The organism is Aeromicrobium chenweiae (assembly GCF_003065605.1).
GTDB classification, from domain to species: Bacteria; Actinomycetota; Actinomycetes; order Propionibacteriales; family Nocardioidaceae; genus Aeromicrobium; species Aeromicrobium chenweiae.
Genome location: NZ_CP026952.1, coordinates 1,801,688 through 1,815,982, shown reverse-complemented (window position 1 = coordinate 1,815,982; position 14,295 = coordinate 1,801,688). Strand labels below are relative to the sequence as shown.

Annotated in this window: 16 protein-coding genes; 7 read left to right on the top strand and 9 right to left on the bottom strand. The window is 69.0% G+C overall.

Annotated features, from left to right (window positions below; translation table 11 throughout):
• Positions 1-36: 36 nt before the first annotated feature.
• Complete coding sequence (locus tag C3E78_RS08700; RefSeq protein WP_438938501.1) at positions 37-1,005, top strand: alpha/beta hydrolase; 969 nt, start codon at positions 37-39, stop codon at positions 1,003-1,005.
• Between the two features lie 35 nt (positions 1,006-1,040).
• On the opposite strand, the gene C3E78_RS08695 is transcribed toward C3E78_RS08700, so the two are convergent.
• Complete coding sequence (locus tag C3E78_RS08695; RefSeq protein ID WP_108577916.1) at positions 1,041-1,640, bottom strand: TetR/AcrR family transcriptional regulator; 600 nt, start codon at positions 1,638-1,640, stop codon at positions 1,041-1,043.
• Between the two features lie 122 nt (positions 1,641-1,762).
• On the opposite strand from C3E78_RS08695, the gene C3E78_RS08690 reads away from it, so the two are divergent.
• From C3E78_RS08690 to C3E78_RS08675, 4 genes are all read left to right on the top strand, one after another.
• Positions 1,763-2,494: an SDR family NAD(P)-dependent oxidoreductase gene (locus tag C3E78_RS08690; protein ID WP_108577915.1), complete on the top strand. Its 732-nt coding sequence runs from the start codon at positions 1,763-1,765 to the stop codon at positions 2,492-2,494.
• A 155-nt stretch (positions 2,495-2,649) separates the two neighbouring features.
• Positions 2,650-3,813, top strand: coding sequence for a sensor histidine kinase (locus C3E78_RS08685; protein WP_108577914.1), 1,164 nt, complete (start codon positions 2,650-2,652; stop codon positions 3,811-3,813).
• Positions 3,810-4,499: a response regulator gene (locus tag C3E78_RS08680; protein WP_108577913.1), complete on the top strand. Its 690-nt coding sequence runs from the start codon at positions 3,810-3,812 to the stop codon at positions 4,497-4,499. The genes C3E78_RS08685 and C3E78_RS08680 overlap by 4 nt, the downstream gene beginning before the upstream one ends.
• Positions 4,500-4,648: 149 nt before the next feature.
• Positions 4,649-6,874: an MMPL family transporter gene (locus C3E78_RS08675; protein WP_108577912.1), complete on the top strand. Its 2,226-nt coding sequence runs from the start codon at positions 4,649-4,651 to the stop codon at positions 6,872-6,874.
• A gap of 137 nt (positions 6,875-7,011) precedes the next feature.
• Here the strand turns inward: C3E78_RS08675 and C3E78_RS08670 are convergent, their stop codons facing one another.
• Positions 7,012-7,620 carry a TetR/AcrR family transcriptional regulator gene (locus tag C3E78_RS08670; RefSeq protein WP_108577911.1) on the bottom strand — a complete coding sequence of 203 codons (609 nt, stop codon included), beginning with the start codon at positions 7,618-7,620 and terminating at the stop codon, positions 7,012-7,014.
• A gap of 89 nt (positions 7,621-7,709) precedes the next feature.
• Between C3E78_RS08670 and C3E78_RS08665 the strand changes: the two genes are divergently transcribed.
• Positions 7,710-8,105, top strand: coding sequence for a nuclear transport factor 2 family protein (locus tag C3E78_RS08665; RefSeq protein WP_108577910.1), 396 nt, complete (start codon positions 7,710-7,712; stop codon positions 8,103-8,105).
• A 52-nt stretch (positions 8,106-8,157) separates the two neighbouring features.
• Positions 8,158-9,171: an NADP-dependent oxidoreductase gene (locus tag C3E78_RS08660; RefSeq protein WP_235833774.1), complete on the top strand. Its 1,014-nt coding sequence runs from the start codon at positions 8,158-8,160 to the stop codon at positions 9,169-9,171.
• Between the two features lie 71 nt (positions 9,172-9,242).
• On the opposite strand, the gene fdhA is transcribed toward C3E78_RS08660, so the two are convergent.
• From fdhA to C3E78_RS08630, 7 genes are all read right to left on the bottom strand, one after another.
• Entirely contained in the window at positions 9,243-10,466 is a 1,224-nt protein-coding gene (fdhA, locus tag C3E78_RS08655) for a formaldehyde dehydrogenase, glutathione-independent (RefSeq protein ID WP_108577909.1), read from the bottom strand.
• Between the two features lie 3 nt (positions 10,467-10,469).
• A complete protein-coding gene (locus C3E78_RS08650; RefSeq protein WP_108577908.1) occupies positions 10,470-11,129 on the bottom strand; it encodes an NHL repeat-containing protein in 660 nt (219 codons plus the stop codon).
• An 86-nt stretch (positions 11,130-11,215) separates the two neighbouring features.
• Positions 11,216-12,547 (bottom strand): glutaminase, encoded by a 1,332-nt coding sequence (locus tag C3E78_RS08645; RefSeq protein ID WP_108577907.1) that lies wholly within the window; start codon positions 12,545-12,547, stop codon positions 11,216-11,218.
• Between the two features lie 13 nt (positions 12,548-12,560).
• A complete protein-coding gene (locus tag C3E78_RS08640) occupies positions 12,561-12,953 on the bottom strand; it encodes a GNAT family N-acetyltransferase (RefSeq protein ID WP_108577906.1) in 393 nt (130 codons plus the stop codon).
• Positions 12,954-13,265, bottom strand: a complete 312-nt coding sequence (locus tag C3E78_RS08635; protein ID WP_108577905.1) for a GNAT family N-acetyltransferase — start codon at positions 13,263-13,265, stop codon at positions 12,954-12,956.
• Between the two features lie 26 nt (positions 13,266-13,291).
• On the bottom strand, positions 13,292-13,447 hold the full coding sequence (locus tag C3E78_RS18295) for a hypothetical protein (protein WP_159085848.1): 156 nt from the start codon (positions 13,445-13,447) through the stop codon (positions 13,292-13,294).
• Positions 13,447-14,289 carry an alpha/beta fold hydrolase gene (locus C3E78_RS08630; RefSeq protein WP_108577904.1) on the bottom strand — a complete coding sequence of 281 codons (843 nt, stop codon included), beginning with the start codon at positions 14,287-14,289 and terminating at the stop codon, positions 13,447-13,449. Before C3E78_RS08630 ends, C3E78_RS18295 begins: the two co-directional genes overlap by 1 nt.
• Between the last annotated feature and the right edge of the window lie 6 nt (positions 14,290-14,295).

Below are 14,295 nucleotides of genomic sequence, written 5' to 3'. Positions count from 1 at the left end.
ACAGCCAGTACGTTCTTGATCGACGTCCAAGACCCCGTGACTGGGCGCTTCCCACCGAAGGAGTCGGCGATGGCCGAAGCAACGACCGGCACGTTCACCTTCTCCGAGGACTGGTTCGACGCCCACGGCACCCGCTGCGCCGCCCGCGTCTACCGGCCGTCCACCGACCACGCGGGGCGGCGGCCCGTCGTGGTCATGGCGCACGGCTTCGGCGCAGTACGCGCCTTGCGGCTGTACGCCTACGCCGAACGGTTCGCCGCAGCCGGCTTCGTCGTGGTGGTGTTCGACTACCGGGGCTTCGGCGACAGCGAAGGTGAGCCACGTCAGCTGCTGAGTGTCCGGATGCAGCACCAGGACTGGCGTGCGGCCCTGCGCTACGCCCGCACCCTGGAAGGGGTGGACTCGCAGAAGGTCGTGGCCTGGGGAACGTCCTTCGCCGGCGGCCACGTCATCACCATCGCCGGCCGGGGTGAGCCACTGGCCGCGATCATCGCGCAGGTCCCGCACGTCAGCGGACCCGCCGCGGTCAGGTCGACCGGCCTGAAGGCGGCACTCAAGGTCGCGGTACCCGGCGTACGTGATCTGGTGGGTTCGTGGCTGGGCCGCGACCCCGTGCTCGTCGACAGTGTCAACGTGCCCGGACGTGTCGGGATGATGACGACGCCGGATGCACACCCGGGCATGCTCACGCTGATCCGCGAGTCGGGCCTGAACGACGGCGACTACCCACAGACGGTGGCGGCCCGGATCGCACTGAGCATCGGCGCATACTCGCCCCGGCGGTGGGCCGCCCGCGTCCGATGCCCCGCCCTGGTCCAGATCGTCACCCAGGACGCCATCACCCCCCGGCCTGTCGCAGAGGCAGCCGCGGCCAAGATCCAGCGCTCCACGGTGAAGATCTACGAAGGCGGCCACTTCGACCCCTACGTCGCCCCGCTGTTCGAGACCGTCATCGCGGACCAGCTCGACTTCCTGACCCGCCACACCGCCCCGACCCCAGCCTGACAAGTGACCGGAGCCTCAGTTGCGGGCTTGATGGGTCAGGGCCAGGTCGGCGGAGCGGCCGGCAGCGGGTGGGCCCCGTCGGGGCGCAGGCCGTCGAAGATCAGCGCGAGATAGCGGCGCCACAGATCGGGCGCGGGGTCGGACACGTACCCGACCGCATGAATCGGCGCACACATCAGCACCCACACATCCGTCCCCGTGACGTCGGACCGCAGGACGCCTGCGTCACGGGCCCGGCCGACGAGCTGCTCCACCAAGGCATGCAGCTCGTCACGAAGAGCAGTCACCGCGGAATCGGTCTGCGTGACCGCCTGCAGAAACGACAGGTCGCGCTCATGCTGCCTTGCGGCGGTCACGGTCAGGAACTCCACGAGCCCCACTTCCGGGTCCGGCGCGGACAGCTGGCTGCGGGCGACCTCCGCGAGGGCGTCGAGCTGCTCGCACACGATCGCCGCGACGAGCTCCTCCTTGGTTGCGAAGTGGCGAAACACCGTGCCCTTCGCCACCCCCGCACGTCGGGCGATGTCGGAGATCGAGGCCGCGAGCCCGCGTTCGGCGAACTCGTCCTCGGCCGCGGCCAGGAGCAGCTCACGGTTGCGCGCCGCGTCAGCGCGCAGCTGCCGTATCGGGGTCATCACGAGGACATCCTAACAAGTTGACCAGGTGGTCATCTTTGGCTACGCTCGAGGTGAAGATGACCACTGGGTCATCTTTCTGGATTCGTCTCGTTTTGTCTGAACCTCAGGAGAGCACCTTCATGGAACTGAACGGCGCCACAGCCCTCGTCACGGGCACCAACCGCGGCCTCGGCCACCACCTCGCCGTCGAGCTGCTGCGGCGCGGCGCGAAGGTCTACGCGACCGCCCGCCGCCCCGAGCTCGTCGACATCCCCGGGGCCGAGGTGCTGCACCTCGACATCACCGACCAGAAGTCGGTCGACGCCGCGGCGGAGGCCGCCGGCGACGTCGACGTCCTGATCAACAACGCCGCGTTCACCGCCGGCGGCAACCTCGTCACCGGCGACCTCGAGGCCATCCGGATGGTGATGGACTCGAGCTACTACGGCTCCCTCGCGACCATCCGGGCGTTCGCACCGATCCTCGCCCGCAACGGCGGGGGCGCCATCCTCAACGTGCTTTCCGCCACCGCATGGCAGACCGTCAACGGCAACACGTCGTACGCCGCCGCGAAGTCCGCCCAGTGGGGTCTGACCAACGGCGTCCGGGTGGAGCTCGCCGGTCAGGGCACCCTGGTGTCCGCCCTGGTACCGGCGCTCATCGCCACCGAGACCCTGATCGAGTACACGGAGAACGCCGGGCTGGTCCTGCCCGCCTCTGCGATGATCGACCCCGCAGCACTCGCTCGGCTGGCTCTGGACGGCCTTGCCGCCGGGGAGATCGAGATCCTTGACGACATCAGCAAGTCCGCCAAGGCAACGCTCTCCGGCGATCCGGTCGAGTTCGACCTCGCGTCCTTCGCGGCCGCCTGACCCGGCCGCCCCGTTGCGCCGTCCTCCCTCTCGGGGCGACGGCGCAACAGGCGGTACCCGACGGTCGGCGCCGCCGCTCAGCTCCTCGGGAATCGGTCGCCCGTCACCACCCGCAAAGTGAGCTCGGCCGGGTGCACGCCCCGTATCGTTCGGGCATGGGTACCTCCCGCTCGACGGTTCTGCGCGACCGCTGGACCCTCGGCGGCGTCGTCTGGGTCGTGATCGCCCTGCTGGTCGGGGTGGTGTCCACGTTCGTGGACGGCGACGTCGGGTCGGCGACCTCGTCGATCCTCCTGGCCGGCGGGGTCGTGGGCCTGGCCCTCGCGATCCGCGCGTCCAGCGTCTCGGTGCTGGTCGCGGCGCTGCTGGTCGCGCAGGAGCTGCGCGATCCCGCCCCCTGGGGCACCTGGGCCGTGGCCGGCGGGCTGCTGTTCCTGTTCGCCCTCCGCCGGCCCCGCTTCGACGCGGTGACCGCCGGGCTCGTCGTCGCAGGCGTCGCTGTGGGCACGGCCTACAGCCCGCTCGACGATGCCGGCGGCGGCGCGTTCGGGTTGGTGGCCCTGGCGGCCGCGGCCGTCGGCCTCGGTCAGTGGGAGCAGGCACAACGGCGGTACGTGATCGCCGAGGTGGGACGGCGCGAGCAGGAAGCCGAGCGCAGGCGCGAGGAGGTCGCCCGTCACGTGGCCGAGGACCGGTTGCGCATCGCCCGCGAGCTCCACGACAGCGTCGCGCACCATCTCGCGGTCGTCAGTGTCCACACCAACGTCGCCCGGGCGAACCTGCACCGGTCCCCGCCGGTCGCCGAGCAGGCCCTCAACGACGTGCAGGACGCGACCCAGGCGGTGCTCGCGGAGCTGGGGGCCGTCCTGGGCGTCCTGCGCGGATCGGCAGCAGAGGTCGCGCCGTCCACCTCGGACGCCCGGGATCTGGTCGACGAGGTGCTGACGAGCTTTCACGGCATCGGCCTGCGCATCACGACCGAGGGCCTGAAGCACCTTGCGGCGCTCGCGCCGGTCGCCGGATCGGCCGCGCACCGCCTGTTCCAGGAGGGACTCACCAACGCGCAACGGTATGGCGACGGCTCGGCCTCCGTCGTCGTCGACGAGCCGTCTGAGGGCTACGTCAAGATCTCGCTGCGCAACCGGCGCGGTGAGGCGACGTCGATGTCGGGTGGCGTCGGCCTCGGCCTGCGGGGCATGCAGGAGCGCATCCAGCAGCTGGGCGGGACCTTCCGTGCCGGGCCGGACGGTGACGACTTCCTCGTGGCGGCACAACTGCCCGCCACCGCTCCTCCCCCCTCGTCAGGACCAGGCACATGAACACCATCCGCGTCCTCATCGTCGACGACCAGGCCATGATTCGGTCCGGTATCCGCGCGTTGCTGCAGACCAGCGACACGGTCGACGTCGTCGGCGAGGCCGCCGACGGTCGCCGCGCGGTCAGCATGGCCCGCGCCCTCTCACCGGACGTCATCCTGATGGACCTGCGGATGCCGATCCTGGACGGCGTCGGAGCCATCACGGAGCTGCGAGGGAACCCCGCCACGGCCGCGACGGGCATCCTCGTGCTGACCACCTTCGACACCGACGACAACGTCATCGACGCCTTGAAGGCCGGCGCCAACGGCTTCCTCGGCAAGTCAGCCGACTACGAGGAGCTGCTCTCCGCGGTCAACCGGGTCGCTGCCGGCGGTTCTGCCCTGTCTGCCATGGCGACCGACTCGGTCGTCGGCCACCTGGCTGCCACCGCCGCCGCTCCGACCCGGACGCACGACCCGGCCTCCGAGGACGATCTGCGCAAGCTCGCCTCGCTCACGACGCGTGAACGCGAGGTCGTGACGTTGGTGGCCCGCGGGTTCAGCAACGACGCGATCGCCGGGCACTTGTTCATCTCCCCCATGACCGCCAAGACCCACGTCAACCGGGCCATGAGCAAGATGCACGTCTCCGACCGGGCACAGCTCGTCGTGGCCGCCCTCCGGGCAGGCGTGCTCGACGACCACTGAGCCGTCTGCGCGTCTCGCTCGGCTCGAAGAAATACCACGGACGCGGTATCCGCGTACCGCGTCTGGGCGACGTCGGCAGGGGTCTCCTCGACCGAAAGTGAAGCGTCAGGTCGCATCCGCGACCTCCACACCTTCATCCAGGAGCATTCATGTCGCGTTTCTTGTCCCGGGTCGGCGCCTTCAGCGCCGGCCATCGCCTGATCGTCGCCGGCGCGTGGTCCACGCTCATCGCGATCTTCGTCGTCATGACCATCAGCGGAGCGAAGTTCTCCGACTCGCCGTTCAGCATCGACGGTGCAGAGTCGACCACCGCGCTGGCCACCATGGACCGGGCCTTCCCGGCGGCACCCGGGCCGGAGACCGGGGAGCTGATGCTCGTGATCGAGGCGCCCGATGGTGCCTCCCTCGAGGACCCGTCTCAGCGCGCACTCGTCGAGGCGGCCGTCGCCGGAGCCCGTGAGCAGGCCGGGGTCACCTCCGCCTCGGACCCCTACGACGCGGACCGGCCGTTCGTGTCCGACGACGGGTCCGTCGCCGTCTCGACGCTCGCTGTCGGCATCGAGACCGACCAGGCTGCCCTCGAGGCCGACCTTCGCGAGGCATCACGGGCGCTGACCTACGCGGGATACACCGTTGAGGTCGGCGGGCTCCTGGAGGACGGACCGCCCCAGATCGCGAGCATCACCGAGATCGCGGGGGTCGTCATCGCCTTCGTCGTGCTGTTCTTGACCTTCGGCTCGCTCAGGCTTGCCGGTGCCAACATGCTGATCGCGTTGAGCGGCGTCATCGTCGGAGTGGTCGGGATCCTGGCGTGGTCGTCGACCGGTGAGGGCATCCAGTCCACCACCCTGATCCTGGCGGTGATGCTGGGCCTGGCGGTCGGCATCGACTACGCACTGCTGATCCTGTCCCGGTTCCGCGACGAGCTCCGCTTGGGCTCCGAGGTGGCCCCGGCGATCGCCAAGGCCACTGGCACTGCCGGTACCTCGGTCGTGGTCGCTGGAACCACCGTCGTCATCGCCTTGGCCGGGTTGGCCATCGTCCGCATCCCGTTCATCACCGAGATGGGCCTGGGGGCCGCGCTCGCGGTGATCGTGTCCGTGGCGATGTCGTTGACCGTCGTGCCCGCCGTCCTGAAGGGACTGGGACGCAAGGCCCTCCCCCGCAAGGAGCGTCCCGTCAACGGCACGGTCGCGCCGACGCCCCGGGTGCCGGTGGATCAGCGCGCTGCCGTGACCGGACGTCCGGGGCTCCTGCGCCGCTGGGCGGTGCTGGTCGTCCACCGTCCGGTCCTCAGCATCGTGGGTGCCACCGTCGTCGTGGCCCTGCTCGCCGTGCCGACCCTCTCGATGGAGACCGAGCTCGACCCGCCCGGCGGACCTGACCCAGCCAGCTCGCAGCGCGCGGCCTACAACACCGTCAGCGATGCCTTCGGAGCCGGCAAGCAGAACCCGCTCGTCGTCCTGTTCGAGGGGACCTCCGCGCAGGAGGCGGCGGCGGCCGCCACCGCGGAGATCAACAAGCTCGACGAAGTGGTCGACGTCAGTCCCGTCCAGCGCTCGGAGGTCGCCGACGTCGCCTTCTTGGCAGTCACTCCCGAGCACGGACCGACCGACGCCCGCACGGCCGACCTCGTCGGCTCCCTGCGCACGAGCATCGACGACGTGGACGGCGCGACCGTCGCGGTGACGGGCCAGACCGCCGTCGACGTCGACGTCGACGCGCAGCTCTCCTCAGGCCTGATCACCTACCTGATCTGCGTCGTCGGGCTCTCGCTGCTGCTGCTGACGCTGGTGTTCCGATCCATCGCAGTTCCCGTCCTCGCGACCTTCGGCTTCCTGATGTCGCTGGCGGCCGGCCTGGGCGTCACCGTCGCGGTCTTCCAATGGGGTTGGGCGGGCAACGTGGTGAGTCTCGACGAGGCCCGGCCACTGGGCAGCCTCGCACCGCTCATCATCGTTGGCGTGCTGTTCGGTCTTGCGATGGACTACCAGGTCTTCCTGGTCTCCCGCATCCACGAGGCGCATCGCAAGGGACGCCATACCCGCGCGGCGATCCTGGAGGGATTTGGCCAGGCATCACCCATCGTCGTCTCAGCGGCGGCGATCATGGCGGCGGTGTTCGCCGGCTTCGCATTCAGCGGCGGCGATGCGATGGTCGCATCGATCGGCCTGGCGCTCACCGTGGGCGTCCTCGTGGATGCCTTCATCGTCCGCATGGTCCTGGTGCCCGCCACCTTGCAGCTCCTGGGTGAGTCGAGCTGGTGGATGCCACGGTGGATGGACCGGGTGCTGCCCGACATCGACACCGAAGGATCGTCGCTGGAGCATGAGGAACTCGTCGAGCGCGAAGATCTCGACGCGGCGAAGGCGTAGTCAGCACGATCATCACCTCGTGAGCACCGGTCGGCCCGCCTCGAGGGGCAGGCCGACCGGCGCTCGCCGGCGGGCGTCCTCGTGACGAGCTCGTCATCGACAAGTCGACAGGACGGCGTCACCGCTCACCCGACCCCTCAGCCGCGGGGCGACTGGCCGGTCGGCGGCGGGCTCGGCGCCACGTCGTCATCGTCGCGCACGGGACCCGTGAGGATCGCGTCGGCGATGACATCCATCAGGTGGCAAGCGCGTGGCGCGGTCGACGGCTGGTCGTTGAGCCACGCGAGGGCCGCGATCAGCGCGAACAGATCCACGCCGTCGATGTCCGACCTGGCGACCCCCGCGTTCTGAGCCCGGGACAGCAGACGGGTGCCGGCAGCACGCATCGTGACGCACGAGGCATGGAGCGCCGACTCGGGCTCCTCGATGGCGGCCACCATCGGCGAGATGACCCCTCGGTACTCGTGGGTGAACGCGACGCAGTCGCGAAGCCACGCCACGAGCGCCGGCCGCGGCGAGCTCGAGAGCTCCAGCTCCGCGGCCTCAGCGGCCAGCTTGTCGAAGCTCGTGCGAAGCAGCGCCTCCAGCAATGCCTCCCGGGTCGGGAAGTGCCGGTACAGCGTTCCCAGACCGACGTCCGCCCGGCGAGCGACGTCGCGCAGGGACGCATCGGCACCCTGCTCGGTCAGCACCGTGCGGGCGACCGCCAGGACATGGTCGTAGTTTCGTCGCGCGTCAGCTCGCACAGCTCCCCCTTGACATCCGGAGCACTGCTCCATATATTTGGAGCACCGCTCCGATAACAATACCCCGTCACGAGTCCAGGAGACACGACATGACGCACCGCTTCACCATCGCCCAAGCCATCACCCCGCTCTTCGATCCGAGCGTCGACCTGCAGGACGCCGTCGAGCGCCACTTCAGCCCTTCCTTTCGGCGACGCGCCGACGACGGCCAGTGGGGTGGCAGGGACGAGCTCGCCGCGAGCATGGCCCAGCTCCGCGAGGCCATGGCGAGCGCGACCATCGAGGTCCACGACGAGCTGATCGACGATCATCTCTACGCCGACCGCCACACCGTCCGTGTCGTCATGAAGGACGGCTCCGTCCTCCGCACCGAGGTCTACGTGTTTGCCCGGCACGACGCCGACGGGCGCTTCCAGGAGATCCGCGAGGCGACCGTCCTGCTCCTCGGTGACCGAGCCCCGCACGCCGACGACGCATCCCACTGACACCCGCTCCGCACACCGTGCGCGAGCCCACCCACGATGAAATGAGAAGGCAATGTCCCCCAGCACGATGAAGGCCATCCAGCTGCACGAGTTCGGCGCCCCCGAGGTGCTGCGCGAGGGCGATGTGGCGATCCCGGAGCCGGCAGCCGGCGAGGTGCTCATCCGCGTCAGCGCAGCCGGCATCAATCCCCCGGACTGGTACACGCGCGAGGGCATGCCCGGCGTCCCCGAGGAGCTCAAGCCTCCGTTCGATCTGCCCCTGATCCCGGGCACCGACGTCTCGGGCGTCGTCGCAGCCGTCGCTGCCGACGTCGACGACTTCGCGGTCGGCGACGAGGTGCTCGGGCTCCTGCGTTTCCCGACGGTGATGCAAAGCGGTGGATACGCCGAGTACGTCACCGCCCCGGCGACCGACCTCGCTCGCAAGCCCTCCGGCGTCAGCCACGTCCACGCTGCCGGTCTGCCCATGGCCGGTCTGACGGCCTGGCAGTTCCTGATCGACCTCGGCCACGACCACCCGTCGCCGTTCCAGGAGGCGCAGCACCGCCCGATGCCTCTCGGACCCGGCAGCACCGTCCTCGTGAACGGCGCCGCCGGCGGCGTCGGGCACCTCGCCCTGCAGCTCGCCAAGTGGAAGGGAGCCCGCGTCATCGCGGTGGCCTCCGGCGCCCACGAGGAGTTCCTGCGCGAGCTCGGCGCCGACGAGTTCATCGACTACACCTTGCAGCGCCCCGAAGATGTCGCCCATGACGTCGACCTCGTGCTGGACACCGTCGGCGGACCCGACAGCAGGCGCTTCCTGAAGATCATCAAGCCCGGCGGCGCTCTCTACCCCGTGTACTTCGGCGAGTTCGACGACGAGGAGAACGCCCGCCTCGGTGTCACGGTCACCTCGACCCAGGTCCGGGCCAACGGTGCCCAGCTCACCGAGCTCGTGCGGCTCGTCGACGACGGCGTCATCCGGGTCGCGATCGACAGCACCTTCGCCCTCAAGGACGCGGCGCGCGCGCACGCGAGGGCTGCGCAAGGACACCTACGCGGCAAGATTGTGCTCACCGTCGACTGAGTGCCACCAGTGCCTGGGCGCGGACCTTGCCTGTCGTCGGTCCGCGCCTTGCCTGCTCGCTGGTCTTGCGCTCAGGTGCTGGGCACGTATCCGTGGGGGTTGAGGACGTACTTGGTCGCGGCGCCTGCGTCGAACTCGGCGTAGCCGCGGGGGGCGTCCTCGAGGGAGATGGCGGTGGCGTTGACGGCTTGGGCGATGTGGACCTTGTCGTGCAGGATCGCCATCATCAGCTGTCGGTTGTACTTCATGACGGGGCACTGTCCGGTGGCGAAGGACAGCGACTTGGCCCATCCGGTGCCGAAGGACAGTGACAGGGCGCCGACCTTGGCAGCGTCGTCGACCGCGCCGGGGTCGCCGGTGACGTAGAGGCCGGGGATGCCGATCGCACCGCCGGCGGCGGTGACGTCCATCAACGAGTTGAGGACGGTGGCGGGTGCTTCGGCGGCTGTTGCGCCGTGCCCTTGGCTGCGGGCCTCGAAGCCGACGGCGTCAACGGCTGCGTCGACCTCGGGCGTGCCGAGGAGCTGCGCGACCTGGTCGGGCACCGCGCCTTCGCCGACGTTGATCGTCTCGCAGCCGAAGCTGCGCGCTTGGGCGAGGCGGTCGTCGTTGAGGTCGCCAACGATGACAACGGCAGCGCCGAGCAGCTGCGCGGATGCGGCGGCGGCGAGGCCCACGGGACCTGCACCGGCGACATACACCGTCGAGCCGACGGCGACCCCGGCGGTGACCGCACCGTGGAACCCGGTGGGGAAGATGTCCGAGAGCATCGTGAGGTCGAGGATCTTCTCCAGGGCCTGGTCGCGGTCGGGGAATATCAGCACGTTCCAGTCCGCGTAGGGCACCAGGACGTACTCGGCCTGTCCGCCGACCCAGCCGCCCATGTCGACGTAGCCGTAGGCGGAGCCTGGGCGGTCGGGGTTGACGTTCAGGCAGATACCGGTCTTGCCCTCCTTGCAGTTGCGGCAGCGACCGCAAGCGATGTTGAAGGGCACCGAGACGATGTCGCCGACCTGGACGAACTCGACGTCGGGGCCAACCTCGACGACCTCCCCGGTGATCTCGTGCCCGAGGATGAGGTCGGTCGGAGCTGTCGTGCGTCCGCGGACCATGTGCTGGTCCGAGCCGCAGATGTTCGTCGTCACCGTCTTGAGGATCACCCCGTGCGGGACCTTGCGGCCGATGTTCGCGGGGTTGACCCCCGGGCCGTCCTTCAGCTCGAATGTCGGATAGTCGATGTCGATCACCTCGACGATTCCGGGACCCTTGTATGCGACTGCCCTGTTGCCTGTCATGATCTAACCTTTCTTCGAGGGTGAGAGGCGCACGACGCGACCTCCGATGAACCACTCGGTGAATACCCAGGACCCATCCGTCGAGTCGACGGCGATGCCGTGGGGGCTGTTGAGCGCGCCGGCGCGTGTGCTGGGCCGGACGACGGCCCCGTCGGCCATCGCGTTGGGCCAGCCGGGACGTGTCGGCTCGACCGACTGCTCTGCGATCCGGTCGACGACCGCGCCGTCGCGGTCCAGCACCACCAGGTCGCCCCAGAGCTCGGTGACCAGCAGGAAGTCGTCGTCGATCGCCAGACCGGACGGGCTCCAGACCTGGCCGTCGGCGAGGACCCTGCGGGTGCGTCCGTCCAGCCCGAGCTCGACGAGTCGCTGGTTGGCTCGATCCGCCACGACGAGGAGGGGCTCGGAACCCCGCTGGTCGACGACGATGCCGTGCGGGCAGTCGAAGGCCGTGCCGGAGTCCGCCCCATCGGCGCTCATCAGCCAGGACCCGTCCGGCGTGTAGGCATGGACCAGGGAGGCGCCGTATCCGTCGGCGACCCAGATCCGTCGTTCCGCGCCGTGGCCCTCGACGGCGAGAGCTGTCGGGCTCCAGCTGGCGTGCGCGTACGCAGAATGAGCGGGAGCGTGCAGCTCGTGGACGACGTCGCCGTCAGGAGTCACGGCAACGAGTTTGTCCCTGCACCCGGTGATCGACGTACACAGGACTGGCCGGAACGTACTTGTGGCGGGGTGCTGCTCCAGGTTGCTCATGTCGGGACTCTCAGTTCGGCAGGACCGCTCATGGCCTGCGAGGGAGCGTGGACGTTGCGGACGATGTGGGCAAGGTCTTCGACAACGGTGACTCGGCCGCCATCGCCAGGATCGGGATCCGGCACGATCGATTCCGGGTCCACCAGGTAGACGTCGTGGCCGTCCAGGGTGAGCCGACGCGTGACCTCGAGCAGCATGCGTCGCGCCACGTCGTCGATCGAGTAGACCATGCTGAGATCCAGAGCCACTCTGGTCTCGGGGAACGCGTTGCCAGCAGCTTCACGGACGATTCGCTCGGCGCCGGCGAAGCGGATTCCCCCTTGCAGCTGGATCACCCGGACGGCATCCGATTGGTCGCCATCGACGCGGTTCGACCGCACGACCGAGGGCGCAGACTCCGGCACCTCCATCACGTGCAGGCCGGCATCGGACGAGAACTGTTCGAACAAGGACACTCCTCGCACGCTGTTGCCATGGGCGTCCAGCCGTGGTGAGAACGTGGCTATGCCGATCTGTCCGGGCAGCGCCCCGATGAGCCCGCCGGCCACGCCGCTCTTCGCCGGAATGCCGACGTGTGTCGCCCAGTCCCCCGCGGCGTCGTACATTCCGCAGGTGGCCATGACGCTGAGCACCTGACGCACGACCGGTTGATGGACCACCTGCTCACCTGAGAGCGGATTCACCCCGCCGTTGGCAAGCGTTGCGGCCATGACGGCCAGGTCCCGCGCGCTGACGAGCACCGAGCACTGCCGGACGTACCCTTCGACGACGGCTGTGGGGTCCTCGGTGAGGATGTCGTAGCTGCGGAGCATGTGCGCGATGGCGAGATTGCGGTGCGCGTCCGCCATCTCGGACGCGCACACCGCCTCGTCGACCGCCAACCGTCGGCCGGCGAACGCCGACAAGCCGTCGATCACCCGCTCGACCCGCCCTGCCGGATCCAGCCCTTGCGGGCCGGCCAAGGAGTGCGCGGTGATCGCGCCGGCGTTGATCATCGGATTGAGCGGGCGCCCGGTCCCCTGTTCGAGGGAGATCTGGTTGAAGGCCTCGCCCGACGGCTCGACGCCGACCTTGTCGAGCACGGGGTAGAACCCGCGATCAGCCAGCGCCAGCGCGTACGTGAACGGTTTGGAGATCGATTGGATCGTGAACTCGTGGTCGATGTCGCCGGCGCCGTAGATCCTGCCGTCCAAAGTGGCGAAGACGGCACCCAGGCGATCGGGATCTGCTCCCGCGAGCTCGGGGATGTACGCCGCCAGCTCTCCCGAGACGTCCGGCTCGACGTCACCGAGCGCATCGGTCAGGTAGTCGGGAATGATGGACCGCATCGGCCCTCCTTCGTCATGCTTCGCCTCGTGCAGCGCGTGTGACCACGGCGATGTCGGCAGGCGTCGGTCTGCGGAACGCTCCGCCTCTCGCGGTGAACTCGCTGCCGTGCGTCCTCAGGTGCCGCGCGAAGACCGGACACACCGGCACGACAGTGACGCCCCTGCGGATGCTGTCGTCGAGCGCCACGCGGACCAGCAACCCCGCCAGACCTCGTCCACCGAACTCGTCGTCCACCTCGGTGTGGAAGAAGATCCGGTCATGGCCGGTTCCGGGGGAATCGACGAAGTCGGCACGGCCCACAGCTGGTTCCCCCTCTGGGCTCACTGTGTACGAGCTGACCGGGTTGTCGATCTCCAGCGTGACCGTCACGGTCGCACCGAGCTTGTCCTTGAGCGTCGTGATCATCTAGTTGTCCTTCGCCGGCTCGTGGACGCCGTACACGATGGGCACGTACTCGCGGTGCCGACCGATCCAGCCCTTGATGAACGGGCACAACGGCATCACCTTGCGCTTTCCGGCGGCACGGACGTCGTCAAGCGCGAACCGGGCGATCGCGGAGCCGACGCCCTTGCCCTCGAATCGTCGGTGGACCTCGGTGTGTGTGAAGACGATCAGCTCGTCGGTCAGGATGTACTCGACAAAGCCTGCGACCTCGCCGTCGATGCTCGCCTGGTAGCGCAGGCGGGACGGGTCCGGGAGCACCTGGATCCCTGTCATGTGTTCGTCCTTCTGGGTTGAGGTCGTCACGGCGCATCGATGAGGACGTAGAGCAGCGCATCGGGCTCGCCGATGGAGACGTCGGAGGAGCAGACCGAGGCGATGGACCGAGCCCGCTGTGCTCGGTGGGTGGCGTTCCAGGTGTCCAGGTGGGCCGTCACGATGCTCTCGACGGGGCTCATCAGTCAGCCGCAAAGGAGAGCAGGGCACTGTTGACCTCGTCGGCGTGCGTCCAGAGCAACCCGTGCGGCGCACCCTCGATCTCGGTGTACCGGGCGTCCGGGAGGAGCTGACGGAACCGACGCGCCGTGGCGTCGATCGGCAGGATGTTGTCCGCGGTGCCGTGCAGGATCAAGACCGGCTTGCCGCTCGCGCGGACCGCCTGGATGTCCGTCCGGAAGTCCTCGAGCCATGACGCAACCACGGCGTGGGCCGCAATGGGAGCGCTGGAGATCGCGACGTTCCAGCTACCGGTCACCGCATCCTGGCTGATCCGGGTCCCGAGGTTCTCCTCGAGGTTGTAGAAGTCGGAGAAGAACTGGGTGAACCAGGCATAACGGTCAGCCTTCGCCGCGGCCTCGATCCCGCTGAAGATCTCCTGGGGCACTCCCCCGGGGTTGTCTTCACCGGCGAGAAGGAAGGGCTCGAGCGAGGCGAGGAAAGCAAGCCTCGCCACTCGCTCGACGCCGTAGTGCGAGACATAGCGGGCGAGCTCACCGGTACCCATCGAGAAGCCGACGAGGATGACGTCGCGCAGATCGAGCGTCCGCAGCAGGACGTCCAGGTCGGCGGCGAACGTGTCGTAGTCGTACCCGGTGCTGACCTTCGAGGACTGTCCGAAGCCGCGGCGGTCGTAGGTGATGACGCGGTATCCGGCAGAGACCAGTGCGCGCGTCTGACGCTCCCAACTGTGACCGCTCAGCGGATAGCCGTGGATGAGGACCACGGGTTGTCCCCCGCCCTGATCCTCGAAGTAGAGCTCGACCGGCGTGCCGTTCTCGTCCCCCACAGTGATGAGTCCCACGATCGT

Bases quoted from the DNA above. Each gene is read 5' to 3' on its own strand.
- C3E78_RS08695 (WP_108577916.1), bottom strand. From the start codon at position 1,640: ATGACCCCGATACGGCAGCTGCGCGCTGACGCGGCGCGCAACCGTGAG.
- C3E78_RS08690 (WP_108577915.1), top strand. From the start codon at position 1,763: ATGGAACTGAACGGCGCCACAGCCCTCGTCACGGGCACCAACCGCGGC.
- C3E78_RS08685 (WP_108577914.1), top strand. From the start codon at position 2,650: ATGGGTACCTCCCGCTCGACGGTTCTGCGCGACCGCTGGACCCTCGGC.
- C3E78_RS08680 (WP_108577913.1), top strand. From the start codon at position 3,810: ATGAACACCATCCGCGTCCTCATCGTCGACGACCAGGCCATGATTCGG.
- C3E78_RS08675 (WP_108577912.1), top strand. From the start codon at position 4,649: ATGTCGCGTTTCTTGTCCCGGGTCGGCGCCTTCAGCGCCGGCCATCGC.
- C3E78_RS08665 (WP_108577910.1), top strand. From the start codon at position 7,710: ATGACGCACCGCTTCACCATCGCCCAAGCCATCACCCCGCTCTTCGAT.
- C3E78_RS08660 (WP_235833774.1), top strand. From the start codon at position 8,158: ATGTCCCCCAGCACGATGAAGGCCATCCAGCTGCACGAGTTCGGCGCC.
- fdhA (WP_108577909.1), bottom strand. From the start codon at position 10,466: ATGACAGGCAACAGGGCAGTCGCATACAAGGGTCCCGGAATCGTCGAG.
- C3E78_RS08645 (WP_108577907.1), bottom strand. From the start codon at position 12,547: ATGCGGTCCATCATTCCCGACTACCTGACCGATGCGCTCGGTGACGTC.
- C3E78_RS08640 (WP_108577906.1), bottom strand. From the start codon at position 12,953: ATGATCACGACGCTCAAGGACAAGCTCGGTGCGACCGTGACGGTCACG.
- C3E78_RS08635 (WP_108577905.1), bottom strand. From the start codon at position 13,265: ATGACAGGGATCCAGGTGCTCCCGGACCCGTCCCGCCTGCGCTACCAG.
- C3E78_RS18295 (WP_159085848.1), bottom strand. From the start codon at position 13,447: ATGAGCCCCGTCGAGAGCATCGTGACGGCCCACCTGGACACCTGGAAC.